Here is a 23,525-nt window from a genome sequence, read left to right as displayed (position 1 = left end):
TTCTACGTGGTGTGACGCCAGCCCGACAGGCGTCCTTCGATCGCCACGAGGACACCGTTGAAGGCGACCCCGACGAGGGCGATGGTGACGATGCCGGCGTACATGTTCGGAATCTGGAAGTTCAGCTGTGCCGCGGTGATCAGATAGCCGAGCCCGGCCTTGGCGCCGACCATCTCGGCGGCGATCAACACCAGGATCGACGACGCGGCCGCCATCCGCAGGCCGGTGAAGATCGTGGGCACCGCTGCGGGCAGGACCACCTTCTGGAACAGCCGCACCGGGGAAAGACCCAGGGAACGCGCTGATTTGACCAACAACGGGTCGACGGTACGCACCCCGGAGATGGTGTTGAGCAGGATCGGGAAGGCCGACGCGTAGATCACCAGCGCCACCTTGGACGTCTCCCCGATTCCGAGGATGAGCACGAACACCGGGAGCAGGGCCAGCGCCGCGGTATTGCGGAAGAGTTCCAGCAGCGGGTTGAGGAATTCGGCGACGGGTCGATACCACGCGATGGCCACACCCAGCGGGATGCTGACGACGACGGCGACGAGCAGCCCGACGAGTGCTCGCGACAGACTCGCCGAAACATGCTCCCAGAGCTGGCCATTGGCGCCCAGTGCGAACAAGGCACCGACGACCTCGCTGAACGGTGGCAGGAACACCTTGTCCACCAGCCCGATCCGGGGTGCTACCTCCCACAGCGCCAGGAACCCGGCCAGCGCGCTGGTGTAGCGGACCACCCGCCACAGCACCGCCGTACCGCGCCGAGACGAGTGCACCGGTGCCGGCGGAGCGGGCTGGGCGACGACGGGGGCAGCGGCCTCCGCGATGGCACTAGACATGCTGAACCTCCTGAGACTGTGCCCGTTGCACCTCGTCGTGCAGCAAGGTCCAGATGTGATGACGCTGAGCACGGAAACCCGCACTGGACCGCACATCGTCGGCGCTGCGGTCGATGTCGACATCGACAACCGTCTTCACCCGGCCCGGCCGTGACGTCAGAACAGCGACCCGCTGCCCGAGGTAGAGCGCCTCGTCGATGCCGTGGGTGATGAACAGGATGGTCTTGCCGGTGGCCTGCCAGATCCGCAGCAACTCCCCTTGCAGCGATTCCCGGGTCTGCGCGTCGAGCGCGGCGAACGGCTCGTCCATCAACAGCACCTCGGGATCGAATGCCAGGCTGCGGGCGATCGCGACGCGTTGCCGCATGCCGCCCGACAGTTCATGCGGGTAGCGGTCCGCGAAGGCCTGCAGGCCGACCAGCTCCAGATAGTGCTCGGCACGCCGACGACGTTCGGCGGCGCGTAAACCCTTTGCCTCCAGCCCGAATTCGATGTTCTTGCGGGCGGTGCGCCACGGCAGCAACGCGTACTGCTGGAACACGATGCCGCGGTCGAGTCCGGGCCCGGTGATCGGCCGTCCGTCGAGCAGGATCTCCCCTGACGTGGGTGTGCTGAGCCCGCCGAGCAGGTCGAGCAACGTCGACTTGCCGCATCCGCTGGGACCGACCAACACCAGGAACTCGCCGGCGGCCAGCTCGATGCTGATGTCCTCGACAGCGGTGAAACGGGCTTTCTCGCCGCGGATCTCGAACTGTTTGGTGACGTAGCGCATCTGCAACTTCGGTGTGGTGCTCATTTCTGTGCCAGGGCTCGGCCGTCGGGACCACTGCCCTCGGGATACGTCCCGTTGGCGTACGGGTTGAATTCGTTGGTGTAGAGGTCTTTCGCCTTGAGCTGACCGTCCTTGAGTTCCCCGTTGCGGACCAGCCAGTCGATCCAGATCTGCAACTCGCGCTCGGCGATCACCGCTCCGGGGACCGGGATACCCGAGCTGCGCCAGTATTCGATGGTCTTGGTGTCCTCGTTGCGGTTGCGCTTGGCGATGATCTCGTGGAACTTCGCGACCACCTGATCGCGTGGCGTGACCTGGGTCCAGCGGATGGCCCGCGCGGTGCCCTGCACGAAATCGGCTGCGGCTTCCTTGTTCTTGGCGATGAAGTCGTCGCGCATCACATAGGTGCCGTAGCTGAACGCGCCGAACAGCGACTTGTCGGTGAACAGCGGTCTGATGCCGCCACGCTCGGTCGCCGTCTCCCGCCAGATCGTGTTGAGCGCCGCGACATCGATCTGCTTTTCCCGCAACGCTTGTTCGGTGTTGACGGGTGGCACCACGGCGAGGGTGACGGTCTTGATCTCGTCGTTGGTCAATCCCTGCTCGGCCAGCCACTCCCGGGTGAGGAACTCGTGATGGGCACCGAGGGTGTTCATCCCGACCTTCTTGCCGATCAGATCGCGGGCCGTGTGGATCGGGCTGTCGGCCAGGACGTAATAGCCCGTGTATTCATCCTCATCGGCGCCGTACGAGCTCAATACCGAGGTTATCGGCGCACCCGCCGCGTTGAGCTTGACCACCGCCCCGTTGAACGCCGAGCCCACATCGATGTCCCCGGTGGCCACCGACTGGATGTCCTGCGGACCACTCGTGGTGTTGCCCACCCAATCCAGCTTGATGTTCTTGTAGTAGCCGAGTTCTTCGGCGAGTTCCTCGAACTGCACCTCGCCGGTCCAGCCTTGATAGCGGACCACGGTCTTGCCATCCGCAGTGCGGGCCGCGCCACCGGAGGAACCGCACGCAGTGACAAGTACTGCCAGCGCCGCGAACACCGCGACGGCGGACCTCGAACGTATCGACCGCATGACGGTCCTCCCCCTGTGGAATTGCCGGTAGACCTCGCCCATGGTGACAACGAACATCTGCGGGGTAACCCCTTAATCTCGCGCGGAGTCAAACCTCAGGCCTGGCCGCGGAACTCCGCGCCGGCGATCGATGTGGACGTCCGGCCATCGGGTCCCACCGGGATGTCGCCCTCCAACGTGGTGCGGTAGAGCACCCGCGTGACGTCCTGGTCGTCGAGGTCGGTGGGTGCCAGGTGCGCGGTGGCCCGGTTGTCCCAGAACGCGACACTGCCGGGGCGCCAACGGAACCGAACGGTGTATGCCGGTTTGGTCACCTCTTCGAAGAACAGATCGAGCAGCCGATCGCTCTGGGTGGGCGAGACCCCGATGATCTTGGCGGTGAAGCCGGGAGTGACGAACAGCGCGCGCTCTCCGGTCACCGGGTGCACCCGCACCACCGGATGCTCGGTGATGAGCGGGTTCTCCTTGGTTTTCGTCGCGTAGTCACTGTCCTGTGCCCACTGCGCTTTTCGACCGCCGAATCGGTGCTCGGCACGCAACTCGTCGGCCAAGCGGCGCAACGGGGCGGGCAATCCCTCATACGCGGCAACCAGATTGGTCCAGTGGGTGTCACCGCCCTGTTCGGGGACGATGTGCGCGCGCAGTATCGTCGCGGCCGGCGGGTTGATCAACGCGGTCACATCGGTGTGCCACTTGTTGTCGTAGCTGTACTTGCGCCTGCCGAATCGCTTGGCGTACTTACGGCTGTCCACCGCCAGAATCTCCGGAAACCCTTCCGGCGCTTCGTCGTCATACGGATGCGACGGCGTGACGTCGCCGAAGTACCGCGAGAATGCGATCTGTTCGGCGTGCCCGATCTGCTGATCATGAAAGAACAACACCTTGTAGCGGTGCAGGGCCTCGCGTATGGCGTCGGCCTGCGTCGTCGTCAACGTCTGCGACAGGTCCAGACCGTCGACGTCGGCGCCGATATGCCCTGCCACCGGAATGAACCGCAGCTGGGGTGCGGTCGAATCCTGTGTGGTACTCCTGGTTTCGGTGGTGACACTCATGAAAAGTCCCTTCTGCCGGTTGGCTCCAGTTCACCGTCGGAGGCACGTTGGGAGAAGCCGGTTTTCACCAGGTGAAAAAGACTCACCGCGAGGTTTTCTTCGGCATGGTGGCCGGCCGCGGGATCCGCTGTGCGTGGCGGTGCATCACCGGCAGGATGTCGTGGACGAGGTCGTCGGTCAGCCGTCGTCGCAACGCTTGGACACCGACCGCGCCCCAGGCGGCACCGTCGGAACCGAGCACCGGAACCGCGATGGCCCTGACATGGTCACCTTGCCGTCCTGTGGCGTCGGCGTAGCCGCGGCGACGCACGATGTCCAGCGACGGCGCACCGAGCCGCTTGCCGAAGGCAAGCATCGCGATTCCCATCGCGCTGTGCTGCAGCGGCTGACGCGGTCCTGGCAGCTGGTTGCCGCAGAATCTACTCACGGGCCGCGCTGAAAACAGCGTCAGCACATCGTCGTCGGCGAGCACCCCGAAGCTTGCGGTGATCTCGATACCCGCGGCGAGCGAATACAGGTGAGGCGCGAGCATGTGCACGTCGACGTGCTGAAGTGCGGGGGCAGCCAGCGCGACCAGGCCCAGCCCGATGCGGTAATCGTCGCCCGAACGCTCCAGAAGGCCATCGTCGAGCAGGGCCTGCGCCAGTCGGTAGGTGGTGCTGACCGGCAGGCCGGTACGTGCCGCGAGCGAGGTCAACGACAGCTCCGGCTCGGCCGGGCTGAAAGCACGCAATACGGCGATGGCCCGCTGCACAGCTTGGGGCATGAGCCGACGATGCCGCCGCAGGCGCGGCCGGACAACAGTTCCGGTTGCCGTGAGCACAACCCTGACAATCACTTTCGATGTCTGCCACTGTCGGGGCATGCTCGATCTCATCGCGGATGTGATGGTGGTGGGCGGTGGCCCGGCGGCAGCCTGGGCCGCGCTGACCGCAGCGCGTGACGGTGCGGACGTGGTGCTGGCCGACAAGGGCTACTGCGGCACGAGCGGCGCGACAGCCTCTGCCGGCACCGGCGTCTGGTATGTCCGCCCCGATCCGGCCGAACGGGAGGCGGCCATCGCCGCACGGGCAGCGCTCGGCGGTCATCTTGCCGATCATCGGTGGTCAGTGCGCGTTCTCGACGAAACCTATGCGCGGGTCAATGAATTGGCCGAGATCGCGCGATTTCCTTTTCCCACGGCGCCTGACGGGACTCCCTTGCGCAACGGATTGCAGGGACCGGAGTACATGCGCCGGATGCGCATCCTGGTCAAGCGCGCGGGGGTTCGGATCCTCGATCACAGCCCCGTCACCGAGCTGCTGATCGATCCGCAGGGTGCGGTCTCCGGCGCGGCGGGCTACCGCAGGCAGGCCCGGCAAGGCTTCCGTGTGCGGGCCGGCGCGGTCGTCGTCGCGACCGGCGGGTGTGCGTTCCAATCCAAGGCGCTGGGCTGTGACGTCAACACCGGCGACGGCGCACTGTTCGCGGTGGAGGCCGGGGCAGAGCTGTCCGGGATGGAATTCTCCAACGCCTACGGCATCGCGCCGGAGGGCACGTCGGTGACCAAGACGGCGTTCTATCACTTCGCCACGTTCTACCGCTCCGACGGCAGCGTGCTGGACGGCGCCAGCAGCCAGCAGCGCTCCCCCATCGCCGCTGAACTGCTGCGCGACAAGGTGTTCTGCCAACTGGACCGGGCGGCACCAGCAGATCGGGAAGCGATGCGCCGCGCGCAGCCCAACTTCTTCCTGACCTTCGACCGGATGGGCATCGACCCGTTCACGCAGAAATTCGCGGTCACGTTGCTCGCCGAGGGCACCGTGCGCGGCACCGGCGGAATCCGCGTCGTCACCGACGATTGCGCGACGACGGTCCCCGGCCTGTACGCAGCGGGCGATGCCGCGACCCGCGAGTTGATCTGCGGCGGGTTCACCGGCGGCGGCAGTCATAACGCGGCGTGGGCGATGTCGTCGGGCAGCTGGGCGGGACGCGGCGCCGCGCGGCACGCACGCAGCCTTGGGCCGCAAGCGCAGTCGCGACGGCTGCACCCGATCGGCTGCGGCGGGGTCCGCCCCACCGGATCCCGCCGCAGCACCGATCACCGGGCCGTCGTCACCGCCGTGCAACGCGAAGTGTTGCCCTACGACAGGAACTACTTACGGCGCGGTCCGGTCCTGGCCAAGGCGCTCGGCACGCTGGACGGCATCTGGGCCTCGGTTCGCGAGTCACTGTCCGGCGATGGAGAACTGCGGTTCAGGGCACGGGAGGCCGCGGCGATGGCCGCGCACGCCCGGTGGATGTACACCGCTGCCCTGGCTCGCACCGAGACCCGTGGCATGGCCAAGAGGCTGGATTTCCCCGATCAGGATCCCGCTCAGCACCGTCGTCTCGTCACGGGCGGTCTCGACGACATCTGGGTGCGGCCGGAACCGATACGCATGACGGCCGGGATGGCCTCATGATCGAGATCGTCTCCGCGCAGCGGTGCATATCCTGTGACAAGTGCATCGAGGTCTGCCCCACCAACGTCTTCGACCGTGGGCCGGCCGGAATACCGGTGATCAGCAGGCATTCGGATTGTCAGACCTGTTTCCAGTGCGAGGCCAACTGCCCGGTCGACGCGCTCTACGTGTCACCGTTCACGAAGCCGACGCCGTCGGCCGACGAGCACACCCTCGCCACCAGCGGGCTGCTCGGCAGTTACCGCCAGCAGATCGGATGGGGCAAGGGGCGCACGCCCGGTGCCAGGAATGCCATCGGGCCTGCGCTCGGGAACCGCGGCGGGCCGCTGATCAGCTGAGCGCCTCCGATTCGCGATTAGCCTGCGCCACAATCGAACCCAGCAGCCCGGGGATCGCATCGTCGACGTCTTCGATGCGCAGGCGCTGATGTGTGTGCCCCTCAGCGGGCTCGCGTTCGATGATTCCGGCGTCACGCAGGATGTTGAAGTGATGGGTGGCCGTCGATTTGTTGATGCCGTCGTACAGTTCAGCGCACCGCACCGGCCGCCCGGCGTTGTGTAGCCGGCGCACCATTTCCAAGCGCACCGGGTCCTGCAGTGCGCACAGCACCTGCCTCAGCGGCGCGACAGGGTGCCGGACCGGCTCGGCCAACTGCGCCTGAACCATGCTGTGCCCTCCATCACGCGATAATAGGTTTGACCATCATCAAACCCCGGGTAGCCTCATCGATGTTCGATGAACATCAAACTTACCCCACGGGAGTCCCGGTGACGCTGGAAGCAGACCGCACGGTCGGCAGTGACGCTCAGCGGTGGGCATACCCGCTGCTGCTCGTCTTGTGCGGGGTCGCGCTCGGGGTGTCCGGCGTACCTGCGCCGCTGTACGGGCTCTACGAGACGGTCTGGCATCTGACGCCGCTGGCCACCACCATCGTGTTCGCGGTATATGCCGTTGCCGCACTGGCAGCGGTGTTGATCTCGGGCCGGATCTCCGATGTCGTCGGCCGTAAACCAGTGCTGCTGGGCGCGCTCATCGCGATGATCGCCGGTCTCGGCGTCTTCCTGGTGGCCGACAACATGACGCTGCTGCTGGTGGCGCGCGCCATCCACGGCGCCGCGGTGGGCTCGATCGTCGTGGTCGCCGCGGCTGCCCTGCTCGATCTGCGGCCGCAGCACGGCGTGCGATCCGGCCAACTCAGCGGCGTCGCATTCAACATCGGGATGACCGTCGCGATCGTCGGCTCCGCGGTGCTGGCCCAGTACGCCCCGCATCCGCTGCGTACGCCGTATGCCGTCGTCGCGGTGTTCTGCGCCATCCTCGGCGTCGGCGTGGTGGCGTTGCGTGAAACACACACCGTGCGCCAGTCCGGCCCGATCCGTATCTCCAAACCCGCAGTGGCCCAGGACATCCGGTCTGACTTCTGGTTCTCGGCGATCGGCGCGATGGCGTCCTGGTCGGTGCTCGGAGTGCTGCTGTCGCTCTACCCGTCGCTGGCGTCGCACCAGACCCATATCGACAACCTGCTGTTCGGCGGCGGGGTCGTCGGTGTCACGGCATTCGCCGCCGCGATGGCGCAGCTGGCGGCCACCCGGGTCCCGGCGCACCGCGCGGCGATCGCCGGCGACGTCGGCATGGCCGTCACCTTGGTGTTGACCGTGCCGGTGCTGCTGACCCATTCCTGGCCGCTGGTGTTCGTGGCAGCGGCGCTACTGGGTGCGACGTTCGGGCTCGGGTTCGGCGGCTCGCTGCGTCACCTGTCGCATGTGGTGCCGGCCGATCAGCGCGGCGAGACCATGTCGGCGTTCTACGTCCTGGCCTACACCGCGATGGCTGTGCCGACGCTGCTTGCCGGCTGGGCGGCCACCCGCTGGGACCTGGCCACGGTTTTCCCCTGGTTCGCCGCGGCTGTCGCGTTGGCCTGCCTCACCGCGGCCGTCATCGGAGCTCGATCGCTGCAGGCTCAGAACCAGGGACCTGCGTAGGCAGCAACCGAATCGCGTCCCAGGCCGCCGCCGCCGACCTAGTCTGATCGCCATGGCACCAGCGCAACGCGAACCGAACGTCGTCGTCCTCGGTGGAGGGTCGTGGGGCACCACGGTGGCCTCGATCTGCGCGAGGCGGGGACCGACGTTGCAGTGGGTGCGCTCGGATGAGACCGCCACCGACATCAACGAGAATCACCGCAACTCGCGGTATCTGGGCGACGAGGTGGTGCTGCCGGAAAGCCTTCGCGCGACCCATGATTTCTCCGAGGCGGCCAACTGCGCCGACGTGATCGTGATGGGTGTGCCGTCGCACGGTTTCCGCGGCGTGCTGCAGGAGCTGGCGAAGGAACTGCGGCCGTGGGTCCCGGTGGTGTCCCTGGTCAAAGGCCTGGAGCAGGGCACCAACATGCGGATGAGCCAGATCGTCGACGAGGTGCTTCCCGGCCACCCGGCCGGAATCCTGGCCGGACCGAACATCGCGCGCGAGGTCGCCGAGGGCTACGCCGCGGCCGCGGTGCTGGCCATGCCCGATCAGCATTTGGCGGCGAAGCTGGCAGAGTTGTTCCGCACCAAGCGTTTCCGCACGTACACGACTGACGATGTGATCGGCGTCGAGATGGCCGGTGCGCTGAAGAACGTGTACGCCATCTCCGTCGGCATGGGGTATTCGCTGGGCATCGGGGAGAACACCCGGGCCATGGTGATGGCCAGGGCGGTCCGGGAGATGTCCAAGCTCGGCGAGGCCATGGGCGGCCATCGCGACACCTTCGCCGGCCTGGCGGGCATGGGTGACCTCATCGTCACCTGTACATCGCAGCGCAGCCGCAACCGGCACGTCGGCGAGCAGCTGGGGCAGGGCAAGAAGATCGACGAGATCATCGCCTCGATGAACCAGGTCGCCGAGGGCGTCAAAGCCGCGAGCGTGATCATGGAGTTCGCCGAGAAGTACGGACTGAACATGCCCATCGCCCGTGAGGTCGACGGGGTGATCAACCACGGCGCGACGGTCGAGGACGCCTATCGCGGGCTGGCCGCCGAGAAGCCCGGCCACGAGGTGCACGGCTCGGGGTTCTGAGCCTCAGCTCCCGCGCAGCGCGGCGCTGAAGTCCTCGGCGCCCACCGGCGGCGCGATGGTCCACAGCACCTCGGCCTCGCCATCGGTGGGGTTGTGCCAGTCGTGCAACTGGGTCGCCCCGAACGTCATGCTGTCGCCGGTGTCCAACAACGTGGTCTGCCCGTCGACGGTGATGCTCAGCGCGCCCTTGAGCACGTACACGAAAATCGTTGTGGCATCGAGCCGGTAGGCACCGCCCGAGCCGCCGCCGGGACGCATGACGGTGTGCATCACCTGGACGTGCCGCTCGGATTTCGGGGTGAGCAGCTCTTCGCGGACGTCGTGGCCACCCATCTCCAACGGCGCCCCCGCGCCGCTGCGGACGATCGGCGCGGTGGGGTACTCGAAGAGATCGCCGATGCCGATCCCGACCGCGTCGCAGATCCGCATCAGGACGGGCACCGACACGTTGGTCATGCCCCGCTCGGCCAGGCTGAGAAAGCCCTTCGTCACCTCGGCCCGGGCGGCCACCTCGGTGAGGCTCAACCTGCGCTGGGTGCGGAATTCCCGTAACCGCGCCCCCGCGCGGCCCATTCCGGTGTCCTCACCGTCCGCCACTCAAACCCTCCCCTGGCTGTTGACGCCTGTTCGTTTAGTGGTGTAAAACACCGATCAGCGTTTTATGGCATTGAACCCTACCCGCGGTGACAGCCCCTTCCGACCAGAAAGGCACGTAGTGTCCGAAGCTCACGACACCCAGCACAGGACACGCATCAGAGCTGCGGTCTTCGACGGGAACGGCGGCATCTCCGTTGAAGACGTCGACCTCGCCGCGCCCGGCCCCGGCGAAGTCCGCGTCAAGATCGCGGCCGCCGGTGTCTGCCACTCCGATCTGCACGTCACCACCCGCGCCTGGGACGTCCCCGCACCGGTGGTGCTCGGGCACGAAGGCTCAGGAGTGGTCACGGCCACCGGCGCGGGCGTCGACGATCTCGCGCCGGGCGACCACGTCGTGCTCAGCTGGGTGCCCGGCTGCGGCGAGTGCCGGGCCTGCCTGGCGGGGCGGCCCGCACAGTGCTCCCTGGTCGCGTCCGTCGTCGCCACCGGCGGAACGCTGTACGACGGCACCACCCGGTTGTCCAACGAACGCGGCACCATCCACCACTACCTCGGCGTCTCGTCCTACGCGGAAGAGGTCGTGGTCCCGCGCAGCGGTGCCGTCAAGGTGCGCAAGGATGCACCACTGGAAGACATCGCGATCGTCGGCTGCGCGATCGCCACCGGCGTCGGTGCCGTCCGCAATACCGCTGGGGTAGAACCTGATTCGACAGTGGCCGTGATCGGTTGCGGCGGTGTGGGCCTGGCCTGCGTCCAGGGCGCCCGGCTGGCCGGCGCCGCACGCATCGTCGCAGTGGACGTCGTCGCCGAAAAGCTCGACCTGGCACGCAAACTCGGCGCCACCGATGTCGTCGACGCGTCCGCCACCGATGACGTGGTGGCCGCGCTGCGGGACGTGGTCGCCGACGGGTATGACTACGTGTTCGACGCGATCGGCAAGATCGTCACGGTCGAACAGTCCATCGCCGCACTGGGTCTCGGCGGCGCAGCGGTGATCGTCGGACTGCCGCCGCAGGGCGAACGGGCCAGCTTCGACCCGCTGGCCCTGGCCGAAGCCGATCAACGCATCCTGGGATCCAACTACGGCTCGGCGGTGCCCGAGCGCGACATCCCCGCTCTCGTCGACGAGGTGATGGCGGGCAACCTGGACCTCGCCTCGATGATCTCGGGCCGTCGTCCGCTCGATGAAGCCGCGGCCGCACTCGACGATCTCGCCGCCGGGCATGCGCTGCGTCAACTCCTCATCCCCTCAGCCTGACAGGAAACGAGAACCCCAGTGTCCGAAGAGATTCAGATGGGTCCCGATGCCACCAGCGCCGATGCCGGGCTACGCCGGGGCGTGATGGGTGGAGGCGAACTCGCCGCCCAGGCCATCGCCAACATCGCGCCGAGCGCCGTCATCGCGTTCACGGCCGCCGCCATCTACAACACCGCCACCAACGGCACCTGGGTGTCGTTCGCGTTGGCGACCGTGGTCATCCTCTCCGTCGGCTACTGCATCTCGCAGTTCGCCAAACGCCGTTCGTCGGCAGGTTCGCTCTACAGCTACGCGGCAACGGCACTGGGCCCGTTCGGCGCCTACCTGACCGGCGTCAGCCTGCTCATAGGCTGCTTCGGCATCGCGGCCGGGTCACTCAGCGGGTCGGTGGCCTACACCGCGACGCTGCTCAACCAGCTCGGCATCCCGGTCCACGGCACCGTCGCGCAGATCGTGCTGGCGATCGTCCTCGGCGCGCTGGCGACCCTGTTCACCATTCGTGGCATCCGGCTGTCGGCGCGGGTTTCGCTTGTGCTGGAACTGGTTTCGGTGTCCATCATCACGCTGCTGCTGGTGATCACGCTGGTGCACCTGGGTGGCGGTGCGTTCGACGCCGACCAGTTCGAGCTCACCGACGTGAAACCCTCGGGCATCGTGGTGGGCATGGTGCTGGCGATCCTGGGTTTCGTCGGCTTCTCCAGCTCGGACGCCCTGGCCCGGGAGGCCAAGGACCCCTACCGTGCGGTGCCGCGCGCGATCATGTGGAGTGCGGCCGGTGTCGGTGTGCTGTACGTGTTCGCCGCCTACACGCAGGTGGCCGCCCTCGGGCCGGCGCTGGGCTCGTCGGCGCAGCCGCTCGATGACATCGCGACGCTGGTCGGCATGCCGACATGGTTCAACCCGATCCTCAACTTCGGTGTCGCCGCATCGTTTTTCGCCGTCGTCGTGGCCCCGCTGAATGTCGTCGGCCGCATCCTCTACGTGATGGGCAAGGAGGGGGTGGTCAGCCCGGCAATCGGGCGGACCCACCCCACCCACCTGACCCCGCACCGCGCACTCGTATCGGTCGGACCGCTGGTGATCGCCGTGCCCGTGGTGATGTACCTGTTCGGCGCAGACCCGATGAACGTCGTCACGTGGGTGGATACCTACGGGACCTACGGCTACATGGTGGCCTATGCGGCCGCGGCGCTGGCTGCCGTGGTGTTCCTGCGCGGCATCAACGCGCGGGTTCCGCTGGTGTGGCCTGCCGCGGGCGTCGCGATCGTGTCGATGGCATATGTGTTCTACGCCAACGTATATCCCGTTCCGGCGTACCCACTCAATGTCATCCCATGGCTGTTCATCGCGACCGTGGCCGCGGCGCTGGCATGGTACTGGTTGCTGAGTCGTCGTTCACCGCACGTGATTTCGGCGATCGGCACCAGTGAAGTGGAGACTCTGGAAGGGATCGGCTGATCAGCCGATCCGCACCGAGGGCTTGATGCCCGACGGCCGGTCGCCGACGACGTAACTGCCCGCGGGGCTGATCACGAAGCCCGACTGGTTACGCCCGTCGACGCAGGCCGTCATCACCCCGTCCGTGCCGCAGCTGACGGTCTGGTAGCTGATCCGGCTGTTGGCAGGCAGCGGCTTGGCACCGTCGACCACGGAGAACACCGGAGCCGCCGCACTGGCGAAGCCGGGAGCCCCGGTACCACCGCTGACCATGTTGGCGCCGTTGGGCGCGGCGGGGATGGCGCCACTGCAGCCATACCCGCCGTCGCGCTGCAACACGCAGGTGATCCCGTCAGGCGTGGTGAAGGCGTACCACTTGTTGTCCATCACCGCGTATTCCGACGTCTTCACCGGCGTGAACGCGTTGACGTTCGGCAGCGGCGGCGGATCATCCGCTGTCGCGACCCCGGGCACGCCCATCACAGCCGCCCCCGCGGCGCTCATCAGGCCGATCACCACTCTGCTCAGCACCCGGACACCCTAACGTGAAGCCAGTGGATCAGCCACAGGCCAGATCGACGTAGACCGTGGTGTAGCGGACCACCTCGACGGTGTTGCCCCGCGGCGCCGCGGTCAGATCGGTGATCGGGCGTCCGGGCCGCACAGCGCTGACCGTGCAGTTGTCGATCGATCCACTGCCGACCTTGGTCTGGATCACCTTGTAACCCTCGGATTCGAGCTGCTGGATGGTCTGCCGGGCGGTCTGCCCCGACGGCGCCGCCGAGGCCGGCGCGGCCAGTGCGATTCCGGTGGCAGCCAGGCTGACGGCAACGGTGGCGACAACAGGCTTTATCATTTCGAATTCACCCTTCCTATTTCGCTGAATTCTCTTCCAGCCTAGGTGGGCATTCACGCGTCGGCCATCAACTCATATCGAACGCATACGATTTTTCGCATAGGCGTCATTCAGGCTGAATTCATATGGTTCACGACGTGGCCGAGGCCACGCCGGCTGGCCGGGCGGCAAGCGGTATACGCACGGTAAATACGGTTTTTCCGGGGGTTGATGCGACGGCGACAGTGCCATCATGGGCCTGTACTATCGACGCCACAATGGCCAGCCCGAGCCCGGTGCTGCCCAATTCTCGGGACCGCGCTTTATCGGCACGCACAAATCGCCCAAAAAGGTTCGGCAACAATTCCGCTTCAATTCCGGGACCGTCGTCGGAAACGGTCAATTCGGCAAATTCCCCGGCGACAGTCAGCGTCACCACCACCGTCACCCCCGGCGGCGTGTGCACCTTCGCGTTGGTCAGCAGATTGCTCACCACCTGGTGCAGCCGGGCCAGGTCGCCGCGCACCCACACCGGGTCGTCGGGCAGCCGGGTCACCCAATGATGGCTGGGCGCCGCTACCGCCGTGTCGTTGACCGCGTCGACCACGAGGTCGTTGAAGTCGACGTCGTCGGTCTCCAGGTCCTGCCCCTCACCCAGGCGCGACAACAGCAGCAGGTCGCTGACCAGCACCGTCATCCGGCGGGCTTCGGCCTCGATGCGGGCCAATGCGTATTCGGTGGTCGGCGGCAGCATCGTGCTGTCCTGACGCGTGAGTTCGGCGTACCCCTGGATCGCGGCCAGCGGGGTCCGCAACTCGTGGCTGGCGTCGGTGAGGAACTGCCGGGTGCGCCGGTCGGAGGCGGCCAGCTCGGCCAGCGCGCTGTCCACGTTGACCAGCAGCCGGTTGAGCGTCTCCCCCACGATGCCGACCTCGTTGTCCGGGTCGGTGTCACGTTCCCGCACGCGGGCGGTGATGCGGTGATCGTCACCGTCGAGCCGCAGCGTGGCGACCTTCCCCGCGGTCGCGGCGACCCGGCGCAGCGGCCGCAGCGCGAACCGCACCACGAGGACCGTTCCGACGGCCGTCACCATGAGCGCGATGACGATCATCACCGCGACCGTCACGGTCTTGCGGGCGATCACCCGGTTGGCGCTGTCGAGCGAGACCCCTGAGACCAGCACATCCCCGTCCCCAGCCGCCTGGCTGGCCAGCCGATAGGAGCCGAGCACCGGCAGTTTGACCGTGCGAGGATTGTGGTCGGTCCAGGGCTGCGCGTCGAGAGCCTGGGTCACCGCGGCGGGGGCGGGTCGCGGCTCGCCGTCGGAGAACATCGCCGACTGCACCACCTCACCGTCGCGGACCACCGCGATCAGGTTGCCCGGAGCCTGCCCGACGAACGCGGTCAGCGCATCGGGCGCCTCGTCGATCTGATGCGCGGGATCCTGACCACGCAGCTTCTCGAAGGAGTGGCTGAATGCGGCCAAGGACCGCGCCACTTCGTTGTCGCTCATCGTCGACACGTAGGTGTGCAGGCTGTAAACGGACAACGCACCCACCGCGGCCAGCACCACCGTGACGATCGCCGTCACGCCGAGTACCAGTTGTCTGCGGAGCGAACGCGGCCGCCACCAAGGGCTGACCCGGCTCATCGCGGGGCTATTCGGCGGGCCGCAGCATATAGCCGACGCCGCGCACCGTGTGGATCATCGGTTCGCGGTCGGCGTCGACCTTCTTGCGTAGGTAGGAGATGTAGAGGTCGACGATGCTCGACTTGCCGCCGAACCCGTAGTTCCACACCCGGTCGAGGATCTCCGCGCGGCTCAACGCCCGGCGCGGGTTGCGCATGAGGTAGCGCAGCAGCTCGAACTCCGTCACGGTCAACGCAATGGGCTCGCCGCCGCGGGTGACCTCCCGGCTGGCGCCGTCGAGCACCATGTCGCCTACCCTGAGCACCTCGTCGGCCGGAGGTGTGGTGTGACTGGACCGGCGCAGCAAGCCACGCAACCGCGCCACCAGTTCCTCGAGGCTGAACGGCTTGGTCATGTAGTCGTCGGCACCGGCGGTCAGGCCCGACACCCGGTCGAGCACCGAGTCCCTGGCGGTCAGAAACAGCGTGGGCGTGTAGCCCGCGGCCTCGCGCACCCGCTGCAGGATCTGCAAACCATCGATGTCGGGCAACATGATGTCGAGCACCACGACATCCGGCTCCACCTCGTCGAACTTGGCACGAGCCTCCTCGCCGTTGTGGGCCACCTCGACGACCCAGCCCTCGTAGTGCAACGCCATCTTGACGAGGTTTGTCAGCGCCGGTTCGTCGTCCACCAGCAACACCCGAATGGGTGAACCGTCAGCCCGATTGATCCGGGGCAACTGCCCGAGAATGGCCTGGCGCGGCTGGTGAGCACGTGGAGATACCGACATCGTGGTCATACTGCCATTCTCCTGAGCACACAGTTAGTTGTCACGGAGTTCATATCGAGTTCTTACACAAACCCATTCGGCGCCAAAGCTATGACGTGCATCACCTTGCGCGCCACAGGGTGAGCCAGTCGAGAATTGTTGCAATACATATGGTTTCAATCGCTCACGTGAACTCTTGGTTACGCCGTTCGCCGCGCGCGGCGCGTTTTGCCTGCACAACAGGGCAATTCGAGCGCGCGGTGGTCTCCGCAGAAAATTTGCGTTCTCTATGCGTACACCGTCTTTCGTTGACGCTCGCTCACGGCGATAAATACGCTCGCCCATAGCAATTGGATGCTTGAAGCCAGCTGTGAACACTCGACGGATTGTGTATTGCTGCGCTGCAACATCTTTCAATGACACCGTCGTCAATTCGCCGAAAGGTGCGCGGTCGCGCGTGCACCGACAACAGCCCGAATCGAACTGGAGCACGTGATGCAGCAAACTTTTCAACTGGCAGACCGGGCCAGATCCGTCCTGCGCTACGACCTCCCCGCCTCGCTGGTGGTGTTCCTCGTCGCACTACCGCTATCTCTGGGTATCGCGGTCGCGTCCGGGGCGCCGGTGCTGGCCGGGATCATCGCGGCGATCGTCGGCGGCATCGTCGCGGGCGCCCTCGGCGGCTCCCCGCTACAGGTCAGCGGACCGGCCGCGGGGCTCACCGTGATCGTCGCCGGGCTGGTGGCGCAGTTCGGCTGGGCTGTCACGTGCGCGATCACCGTGTGCGCCGGCATCCTGCAGGTGCTGTTCGGGCTGAGTCGCGTGGCCCGTGCCGCGCTGGCCATCTCGCCGGTCGTCGTGCACGCGATGCTCGCAGGCATCGGCATCACCATCGTCCTGCAGCAGGCCCACGTCCTGCTCGGCGGCAGCTCGAACAGCGCCGCCTGGGACAACGTCAAAGAACTCCCCGCGCAGCTCATCGGCGCGCATGGCCACGGCGTCGTCCTGGGCGCACTGGTCATCGCGATCCTGGTCGGTTGGCGCTGGATGCCCGCTGCGGTCAAGAAGGTGCCCGGTCCGCTGGTGGCCATCGCAGGCGTCACGGCCTTATCGCTGCTGGCACCGTTCAGCGACGTCAGCCGCATCCAGCTGAACGGCTCGCTGCTCGACGCCCTGGCACTGCCCAGCCTGCCGGACGGCAATTGGGGCGCATTCGCCACCGGCGTGCTGACCGTGGCGCTGATCGCCAGCGTGGAAAGCCTGCTGTCGGCGGTGTCGGTCGACCGCATGCACACCGGCCCCCGCACCGACTTCGACCGCGAGATGATCGGCCAGGGTGCGGCCAACATGGTGTCCGGTGCCATCGGCGGCCTGCCGGTCACCGGCGTCATCGTGCGCAGCTCCACCAACGTGGCCGCAGGTGCCCGCACCCGGGCCTCGGCCATCATGCACGGCGTGTGGGTGCTGGTGTTCGCGGTGCCGTTCGTCGGCCTGGTCCAGCTCATCCCGACCGCGGCGTTGGCCGGCCTGCTGATCGTCATCGGCTGCCAGCTGGTCAACCGTGCACACATCGAAACTGCCCACCGCACAGGTGATCTCGCGGTGTATGTGGTCACCGTTGTGGCGGTGGTGTTCCTCAACCTGCTCGAAGGCGTGCTGATCGGCCTGGCCCTGGCGGTGGCCCTGACGGTGTGGCGGGTGGTGCGCACGAAGATCGCTGCCGAGCCCAGCGGTGGTGACTCCTGGCGTGTGGTGATCGAGGGTTCCTGCACGTTCCTGTCGCTGCCCAAGCTGACCAGCGCGCTGGCCGAGGTTCCGCCCGGCGTGCCCGTCACCGTCGAACTCTCCGTCGACTTCCTGGACCACGCCGCACACCAGACGATCGAGGAGTGGCAGCGCCAGCACCTGGCCACCGGTGGCACCGTCGATATCCACGACGTGGGTGCGGTCGAAATGCACAGTGCCGTGGCGGGGCCGCCGGTGCGCGGGTTCACGCCGTTCGACAAGCGCTCGGGCGTGGTGCCGTGGAGCTCATGGCAGCGCGACGATTCGCCGTCGGTGCTGCACGGTCTGGCCGCCTACCAACGCCGCACCGCCGCGGTGTTGCGACCCCACATGCAAGACCTGGTCGACGCCCAACGCCCGGAGACGCTCTTCCTCACGTGCGCCGATTCGCGGGTCATCCCCAACGTCATCACCAGCAGCGGGCCGGGCGACCTGTTCACCGTGCGCAACGTCGGCAACATGGTGCCCGCCGGGCAGCGCGACGCCTCCATCGAAGCGGCCATCGCGTTCGCGGTCGATAAGCTCGCCGTCAGTTCCATCGTGGTGTGCGGACACTCCAGCTGCGGTGCGATGACGGCCCTGCTCGGCAAGACCAACCTGGGCGACGAACACCTGAATTCCTGGCTGGCCCATGGCAATCCCTCACTGGAGGCGTTCGACGACGGTCGGCATCCCGTCGCCCGGTCAGCGGCCGAGGCAGGCTTCGGCAGCGTCGATCAGCTGTCGATGGTCAACATCGCGATGCAGGTGCAGACCCTGCAGTCACATCCGCTGGCCCGCCGGGTCAACGTGATCGGGCTGTTCTACGACATCCCCAGCGCCGGCGTGCTGCGGGTTACACCCACGCAGATCGAGGCGCTCGCCGACGCTGCGTAGGTGGTTGCACCTTGCACCTCGCACCTTGCACCGCGAGCGTGCGCGTCTGCTGCCCGACACTCCGTGTTGGGACAGCAGTACGCGCACGCTCGTCGTGCGTCGTCAGGGCCGCCAGTCGAACGGGAAGTGCTTGCTCGAGCCGCCGCGGTACTTGTGCGAGAAGTCGAATCCCACGGCGTCGTCCTTGGTGACCACGCCCCACGTCGCGACCTGACCCGGACCGACCTCGGCGCCGGGAGCGTTGACGGTGGTGACGCGCCGGCTCGGATCCGAGGTCGGACCCGTCAACGCCTGCACCCGCACATCGACCTTGCCCGGAATCTCGGCGCGCCAGTATGCGAGATCCTCGGCGGCATCGAATGTGATGGGTGCGTACTCGATTCCACGCAGGTCCTTGATGAGACTGCCGAACTCCCCCGGCCACCCGCCTTCGTACCCGGTGAAGATCTGCTCGAGCGCCTGGCGCTGCTCCGCGTCGGCCTTGTCGTCGATGTAGAACATCAGCGACATCATGGCGTCGGGATCGCCGACCCACATGTTGCCGGTGAACTCGCCAAGCGCGACCACGCCGAGATCGCTCAGATCCGTTTCCGCGTAATGGCCTTCGTGGATCTTCCAGACCAGAGTGAACAGGCAGTCGCCATGCGTGGGCTCTTGCGCAAAACTGCACGGGCAGGGCAGTTTGCAGCTGCACACGTCGAACCACTCGCCCTTCAGCTGCCAATCCGTCGTCACTGTGGCCATTGCCCGTTCCTCTCGATTTATACCCCTTGGGGGGTATCTAACGGAGCTGACGCTACACAGTCGCCAACGCATGCACAAGTACCCCCTGGGGGTATCTATTTTTGAGGTGGCAGACGCCGCGAGCGTGCGCAAAATGCCGACCGCGAGCGGCGTGTCGGGCAGCAGACACGCACGCTCGCGGTGCAAGGGAACTAGTAGTGGCCCGGGCCGCGGCCTGCCATGTCCTCGAGCCGCCGGATGCGGTCAGCGATCGGCGGATGCGTGGAGAACAGCTTGCCGATGCGCTCGCCGGCCCGGAACGGGCTGGCGATCATGAGGTGCGCCTGGTCGGCCAGCTGCGGCTGCGGGGGCAGTGGAGCCGCCTCGACGCCGCCGGAGATCTTGCGCAGCGCCGACGCCAAAGCCAGCGGATCACCGGTCAGCTCGGCTCCAGACTGGTCGGCCTGATACTCGCGCGACCGCGACACCGCCAGCCGCACGACCGTGGCGGCGATGGGCCCGAGTAGCGAAACCAGCAAGAGCGCAAAGGGATTCGCATTGTCACGGTTACCGCCGAACATGCCTGCGAACATCGCGATATTGGCCAGCGCGGTGATGACCGACGCCATCGCGCCCGCCACGCACGAGATCAGGATGTCGCGGTTGTACACGTGGGACAGCTCGTGGCCCAGCACGGCGCGCAGCTCCCGCTCATTGAGGATCTGCAGGATGCCGGTGGTACAGCAGACCGCGGCATTACGCGGATTGCGGCCGGTGGCGAAGGCATTCGGATTGGCGGTGTCGGAGATGTACAGCCGCGGCATGGGCTGATGCGCGGTGGTCGCCAGTTCGCGGACGATCCGGTAGATCTCCGGGGCCTGCAGTTCGGTGACGGGCTGCGCATGCATGGCCCGCAGTGCCAGCTTGTCGCTGTTGAAGTACACATAGGTGTTCATGCCGACGGCGAACAGCACCGCGAGGTACATCACGTTGCGGCCGAACAACGAGCCGACGAACACGATGAGCGCCGACATGCCCACCAACAGCAGGAATGTCTTGAGTCGGTTGGCGTGAGGATTCCAGGTCATCAGCTTCCTCCTCGAGCTGGGAAGTCTTCGCCGATTAAACGCTCAGCAAGCCCGCCTGGGTTCCGGAATCAGCCGTGCCGGTTCACGGTGTAGTCGACGAGCGACAGCAGGGCCTGGCGGCCCGGGACGTCGGGCAGGCTGTCCAGTTCGACGCGCGCCCGCGCCGCGTACGACGCCACGGTCTCCTTCGCGCGGGCCATGCCCGGGGAGGACCGCAGCAGGCTGAGCGCCTCGGCGACGTCCTCGTCACGCTCCACCGGCCCGGCCAGCAGCACTCGGAGCCGGTCGGCCTCGGGCCCGGTCTCCTGCAGTGCGTACAGCACTGGCAGAGTGTGGACGCCTTCCCGCAGGTCAGTGCCGGGAACCTTGCCTGACTCATCGGGATCGCTGTCGATGTCGATGATGTCGTCGGAGATCTGGAACGCGGTGCCGACGATGCCGCCGAGCCGGTCCAGCCGCTCGATCTGTTCGTCGTCGGCGCCGGAGAAGGTGGCCCCGAACCGCCCCGATGCCGCGATCAGGCATGCCGTCTTCTCGTAGACCACCTTGAGGTAGTGCTCGATGGGGTCGGCCTGCTCGGCAGCGCCGCGGGTCTCCCGCATCTGGCCGGTGACCAGCTGGGCGAATGTGTCGGCAATCACGCGCACGGCGTCGGGGCCGAGCCGCGACACCAGCCGGGAGGCGGTCGCGAACAGGTAGTCGCCGGCCAGGATCGCGATGTTGTTGCCCCACCTGGCGTTGGCGCTCGGTGCCCCGCGGCGGACCTGGGCCTCGTCCATCACATCGTCGTGGTACAGCGTGGCCAGGTGCACCAGCTCGATCACCGAACCCGCGATCGCGACGTCGGGATCGTCGGGGCGGGGCCCGAGCGAGGCGGCCAGCACCGTGAACAGCGGGCGGAAACGCTTCCCACCGGCCTGGAACAGATGCTGAACGGCCTCGGCCATCAACTCATCGGCTTTGCCCAGCTCAGTGGACATCAGATCTTCGATGCGGGCCACGCCACCGCGGACTTCGGCGGCAAACGCCTCGTCCCCGAAATCCACGCCCGCCACCACAGTCGCTGGTGTCCTCATTCGTCCAACATACTGGGACCGATGGACACCAATGCAGATGTGGTCGTTGTGGGCGCCGGTCCGGCGGGGTCGGCCGCTGCGGCGTGGGCGGCGCGCAGCGGCCGCGACGTGCTGGTGATCGACGCCGCGCAATTCCCCAGGGACAAGGCCTGCGGCGACGGGCTCACCCCGCGTGCGGTGGCAGAGCTGGAGCGGCTGGGCATGGGCGGCTGGCTGGACACCAAGCTGCGGCACCGGGGATTGCGGATGTCGGGTTTCGGTGCCGACGTCGAGGTGCCGTGGCCCGGACCGTCGTTCCCTTCCACCGGCAGCGCCGTGCCGCGCACCGAGCTGGACGACCGGATCCGCTCGGTGGCCGCCGACGACGGCGCGAAGATGCTCCTGGGCGTCAAAGCCGTTGGCGTAAGCCATGATTCCAGCGGCCGGGCGGATGCGCTACACCTCGATGACGGCAGCACGATCCGATGCAGAGACCTGATCGTGGCCGACGGGGCCCGCTCGACACTCGGCCGGGAGCTGGGTCGCACGTGGCACCGGGAAACCGTCTACGGCGTGGCGATCCGCGCCTACATCCCCTCCCCTCGGACCGCCGAGCCGTGGATCACCTCGCATCTGGAGCTGCGCTCGCCCGAAGGCGCCGTGCTGCCGGGCTACGGCTGGATCTTCCCGCTGGGCAACGGCGACGTGAACATCGGGGTCGGTGCGCTGGCCACCGCGAAACGGCCCGCCGACGCCGCGCTGCGGCCGCTGTTGAACCACTACACCGAGCTGCGCCGCGACGAGTGGGGGCTGACCGGTCAGCCGCGTGCCGCGCTCTCGGCGCTCCTGCCGATGGGTGGCGCGGTCTCTGGCGTAGCCGGACCGAACTGGATGCTGATCGGCGACGCCGCGGCGTGTGTGAACCCGCTCAACGGCGAGGGCATCGACTACGGCCTGGAGACCGGCCGGCTGGCCGCTGAACTGCTCGGTGCCGGCGGAGCTTCCGGTTACGCGACGGCGTGGCCTGCGGTGCTGCAGGAACACTACGCCCGCGGGTTCTCGGTGGCGCGGCGGCTGGGCGTCTTGTTGACGCTGCCGCGCTTCCTGCCCGTGACCGGCCCGGTGGCGATGCGCTCGACGTTCCTGATGAACGTCGCCGTGCGGGTGATGGGCAACCTCGTCACCGACGAGGACGCCGACTGGGTAGCCCGGGTGTGGCGGGCCGCGGGGCTGGCGTCGCGACGGTTCGATCAGCGCATGCCGTTCGCGTGAGCTGGCCAGTCGGGCGTGTCGCCGGTGGGCGGCATACTTCCCTTGGAGATCGTCAAAATTTTTGACGATATTCAAGGGGGACAGCCGATGGGAACGGCCGACGAACCGGCAAGTGGACCGGCCACCGAACCGTGGTGGGACAACGATCCTGAGCTGCAGGAGATCATTCGTCGCTCAACCGAACAGTTGCAACGCGAAATCGAAGCTTGCGCACCACTGCCGGGACCGCAAGGCGACCCGGTCGTCGAAAATCTCTCGCCCACGGCCGGTCTGCCTCAACTCACCCATATACGTGAAGAACTCGACCGCCTACAGACGCGGTATGAGAAGGCAGTGCTCACAGCTCGCAACGCCGGGCTCTCGTGGGCTCAGATCGGCACTGCGCTCGGCGTCTCAAAATAGAACCTGCACAACCGATTCCGCGACCAAGATCGGGTCATGCAACGGCGGCCGTTCAGCGGTTGAGCATCCAGATCCGCGTGGAGAGCGCCGTCGCGAAGGCACACCACAGCGGATAGGGTGCGAGGACGGCACCACGCGGGCCCTGGGCGGCCACGGCGCGTCGGGTGAGATCGGCACTGCTGGCGGTGAGCGCCGCAGCGACGACGGCTGCGGTGCCGAGCCGCTTCTGCGAGAAGAAGATCCACGACCAGCCGGCGTTCATGACGAGGTTGGCGGCCAGTGCTGCGCTGAATGCGCGAGCCTGATCATCGCGGTTCTCGGCGCGCAAGGTGTCCAGCGTCGTCGCCGACACCGCTGCGATGTCGGTGTAGAGCAGCGGCCACACCACCGGAAAGGCTTGGCGGGGCGGCTGAAACGACGGCTTGCGCAGTTCGGCGTACCACGGTGACTGCGCCGGCCGGCTCGCCAGGCCACCGACCACGGCAGTGGCCAACGCGGCAGATGCACTCTTGATCAATGTGATTGGTCGCATCATTC

Annotated in this window: 23 protein-coding genes and 1 pseudogene; 9 read left to right on the top strand and 15 right to left on the bottom strand. The window is 67.0% G+C overall.

Annotated features, from left to right (window positions below):
* Nucleotides 1-2: 2 nt before the first annotated feature.
* From BTO20_RS05755 to BTO20_RS05735, 5 genes are all read right to left on the bottom strand, one after another.
* On the bottom strand, nt 3-845 hold the full coding sequence (locus BTO20_RS05755; protein WP_087074129.1) for an ABC transporter permease: 843 nt from the start codon (nt 843-845) through the stop codon (nt 3-5).
* Nucleotides 838-1,641 (bottom strand): ABC transporter ATP-binding protein, encoded by an 804-nt coding sequence (locus BTO20_RS05750; protein WP_087074127.1) that lies wholly within the window; start codon nt 1,639-1,641, stop codon nt 838-840. The genes BTO20_RS05755 and BTO20_RS05750 overlap by 8 nt, the downstream gene beginning before the upstream one ends.
* Nucleotides 1,638-2,702, bottom strand: coding sequence for an ABC transporter substrate-binding protein (locus BTO20_RS05745; protein ID WP_087081676.1), 1,065 nt, complete (start codon nt 2,700-2,702; stop codon nt 1,638-1,640). Before BTO20_RS05745 ends, BTO20_RS05750 begins: the two co-directional genes overlap by 4 nt.
* A gap of 95 nt (nt 2,703-2,797) precedes the next feature.
* Nucleotides 2,798-3,754: a TauD/TfdA dioxygenase family protein gene (locus BTO20_RS05740; protein WP_087074125.1), complete on the bottom strand. Its 957-nt coding sequence runs from the start codon at nt 3,752-3,754 to the stop codon at nt 2,798-2,800.
* A gap of 82 nt (nt 3,755-3,836) precedes the next feature.
* Nucleotides 3,837-4,520 (bottom strand): IclR family transcriptional regulator, encoded by a 684-nt coding sequence (locus tag BTO20_RS05735; RefSeq protein WP_087074122.1) that lies wholly within the window; start codon nt 4,518-4,520, stop codon nt 3,837-3,839.
* 97 nt (nt 4,521-4,617) lie between these two features.
* Here BTO20_RS05735 and BTO20_RS05730 point away from each other — a divergent pair, with 97 nt between their 5' ends.
* Nucleotides 4,618-6,198: an FAD-dependent oxidoreductase gene (locus tag BTO20_RS05730; RefSeq protein ID WP_087074120.1), complete on the top strand. Its 1,581-nt coding sequence runs from the start codon at nt 4,618-4,620 to the stop codon at nt 6,196-6,198.
* Complete coding sequence (locus tag BTO20_RS05725; RefSeq protein ID WP_087074118.1) at nt 6,195-6,536, top strand: 4Fe-4S dicluster domain-containing protein; 342 nt, start codon at nt 6,195-6,197, stop codon at nt 6,534-6,536. The genes BTO20_RS05730 and BTO20_RS05725 overlap by 4 nt, the downstream gene beginning before the upstream one ends.
* On the opposite strand, the gene BTO20_RS05720 is transcribed toward BTO20_RS05725, so the two are convergent.
* Nucleotides 6,529-6,864, bottom strand: a complete 336-nt coding sequence (locus BTO20_RS05720) for an ArsR/SmtB family transcription factor (protein WP_087074116.1) — start codon at nt 6,862-6,864, stop codon at nt 6,529-6,531. The two genes, BTO20_RS05725 and BTO20_RS05720, sit on opposite strands and share 8 nt — an antisense overlap.
* A gap of 101 nt (nt 6,865-6,965) precedes the next feature.
* Between BTO20_RS05720 and BTO20_RS05715 the strand changes: the two genes are divergently transcribed.
* Both BTO20_RS05715 and BTO20_RS05710 read left to right on the top strand, forming a co-directional pair.
* The gene (locus BTO20_RS05715; protein WP_087081674.1) at nt 6,966-8,180 is read left to right on the top strand and encodes an MFS transporter; all 1,215 of its coding nucleotides are present in this window, start codon (nt 6,966-6,968) and stop codon (nt 8,178-8,180) included.
* Nucleotides 8,181-8,232: 52 nt separating this feature from the next.
* The gene (locus tag BTO20_RS05710) at nt 8,233-9,258 is read left to right on the top strand and encodes an NAD(P)H-dependent glycerol-3-phosphate dehydrogenase (RefSeq protein WP_083161476.1); all 1,026 of its coding nucleotides are present in this window, start codon (nt 8,233-8,235) and stop codon (nt 9,256-9,258) included.
* Between the two features lie 3 nt (nt 9,259-9,261).
* On the opposite strand, the gene BTO20_RS05705 is transcribed toward BTO20_RS05710, so the two are convergent.
* A complete protein-coding gene (locus tag BTO20_RS05705) occupies nt 9,262-9,855 on the bottom strand; it encodes a helix-turn-helix domain-containing protein (protein WP_232491047.1) in 594 nt (197 codons plus the stop codon).
* Nucleotides 9,856-9,973: 118 nt separating this feature from the next.
* Here BTO20_RS05705 and BTO20_RS05700 point away from each other — a divergent pair, with 118 nt between their 5' ends.
* Together BTO20_RS05700 and BTO20_RS05695 are read left to right on the top strand one after the other, a co-directional pair.
* Nucleotides 9,974-11,113, top strand: coding sequence for a zinc-binding dehydrogenase (locus BTO20_RS05700; RefSeq protein WP_087074114.1), 1,140 nt, complete (start codon nt 9,974-9,976; stop codon nt 11,111-11,113).
* Between the two features lie 18 nt (nt 11,114-11,131).
* On the top strand, nt 11,132-12,571 hold the full coding sequence (locus BTO20_RS05695) for an APC family permease (RefSeq protein ID WP_087074112.1): 1,440 nt from the start codon (nt 11,132-11,134) through the stop codon (nt 12,569-12,571).
* Here BTO20_RS05695 and BTO20_RS05690 read toward each other — a convergent pair whose 3' ends face one another.
* The 4 genes from BTO20_RS05690 to BTO20_RS05675 form a co-directional block, all read right to left on the bottom strand.
* Nucleotides 12,572-13,081: a hypothetical protein gene (locus BTO20_RS05690; RefSeq protein ID WP_198344270.1), complete on the bottom strand. Its 510-nt coding sequence runs from the start codon at nt 13,079-13,081 to the stop codon at nt 12,572-12,574.
* A 28-nt stretch (nt 13,082-13,109) separates the two neighbouring features.
* Complete coding sequence (locus BTO20_RS05685) at nt 13,110-13,406, bottom strand: hypothetical protein (RefSeq protein ID WP_083161470.1); 297 nt, start codon at nt 13,404-13,406, stop codon at nt 13,110-13,112.
* A 130-nt stretch (nt 13,407-13,536) separates the two neighbouring features.
* Nucleotides 13,537-15,036 carry a sensor histidine kinase gene (locus BTO20_RS05680; protein WP_087074111.1) on the bottom strand — a complete coding sequence of 500 codons (1,500 nt, stop codon included), beginning with the start codon at nt 15,034-15,036 and terminating at the stop codon, nt 13,537-13,539.
* A gap of 7 nt (nt 15,037-15,043) precedes the next feature.
* Entirely contained in the window at nt 15,044-15,817 is a 774-nt protein-coding gene (locus tag BTO20_RS05675) for a response regulator transcription factor (RefSeq protein ID WP_087074109.1), read from the bottom strand.
* A gap of 465 nt (nt 15,818-16,282) precedes the next feature.
* Here BTO20_RS05675 and BTO20_RS05670 point away from each other — a divergent pair, with 465 nt between their 5' ends.
* Nucleotides 16,283-18,448 carry a SulP family inorganic anion transporter gene (locus BTO20_RS05670; RefSeq protein WP_087074107.1) on the top strand — a complete coding sequence of 722 codons (2,166 nt, stop codon included), beginning with the start codon at nt 16,283-16,285 and terminating at the stop codon, nt 18,446-18,448.
* A gap of 105 nt (nt 18,449-18,553) precedes the next feature.
* Here BTO20_RS05670 and BTO20_RS05665 read toward each other — a convergent pair.
* From BTO20_RS05665 to grcC1, 3 genes and pseudogenes are all read right to left on the bottom strand, one after another.
* Nucleotides 18,554-19,192 (bottom strand): annotated as a pseudogene (locus tag BTO20_RS05665) (DUF1326 domain-containing protein); the annotation flags it as partial.
* Between the two features lie 191 nt (nt 19,193-19,383).
* Nucleotides 19,384-20,259 (bottom strand): zinc metalloprotease HtpX, encoded by an 876-nt coding sequence (htpX, locus tag BTO20_RS05660; RefSeq protein ID WP_029371346.1) that lies wholly within the window; start codon nt 20,257-20,259, stop codon nt 19,384-19,386.
* 68 nt (nt 20,260-20,327) lie between these two features.
* On the bottom strand, nt 20,328-21,335 hold the full coding sequence (gene grcC1 / locus BTO20_RS05655; protein ID WP_198344269.1) for a nonaprenyl/(2E,6E)-farnesyl/geranylgeranyl diphosphat synthase: 1,008 nt from the start codon (nt 21,333-21,335) through the stop codon (nt 20,328-20,330).
* 21 nt (nt 21,336-21,356) lie between these two features.
* Here grcC1 and menJ point away from each other — a divergent pair, with 21 nt between their 5' ends.
* Together menJ and BTO20_RS05645 are read left to right on the top strand one after the other, a co-directional pair.
* Nucleotides 21,357-22,586 (top strand): menaquinone reductase, encoded by a 1,230-nt coding sequence (gene menJ, locus BTO20_RS05650; protein ID WP_087074099.1) that lies wholly within the window; start codon nt 21,357-21,359, stop codon nt 22,584-22,586.
* A gap of 42 nt (nt 22,587-22,628) precedes the next feature.
* Nucleotides 22,629-22,988 (top strand): hypothetical protein, encoded by a 360-nt coding sequence (locus tag BTO20_RS05645; RefSeq protein ID WP_232491046.1) that lies wholly within the window; start codon nt 22,629-22,631, stop codon nt 22,986-22,988.
* A gap of 52 nt (nt 22,989-23,040) precedes the next feature.
* Here BTO20_RS05645 and BTO20_RS05640 read toward each other — a convergent pair whose 3' ends face one another.
* Nucleotides 23,041-23,520 (bottom strand): TspO/MBR family protein, encoded by a 480-nt coding sequence (locus BTO20_RS05640; protein WP_087081668.1) that lies wholly within the window; start codon nt 23,518-23,520, stop codon nt 23,041-23,043.
* Nucleotides 23,521-23,525 lie beyond the last annotated feature (5 nt).

It is taken from the genome of Mycobacterium dioxanotrophicus, from assembly GCF_002157835.1.
GTDB lineage: Bacteria > Actinomycetota > Actinomycetes > Mycobacteriales > Mycobacteriaceae > Mycobacterium > Mycobacterium dioxanotrophicus.
Note: the sequence above shows the minus strand (reverse complement) of the source record. Positions and strands in the feature narration are given on the sequence as shown.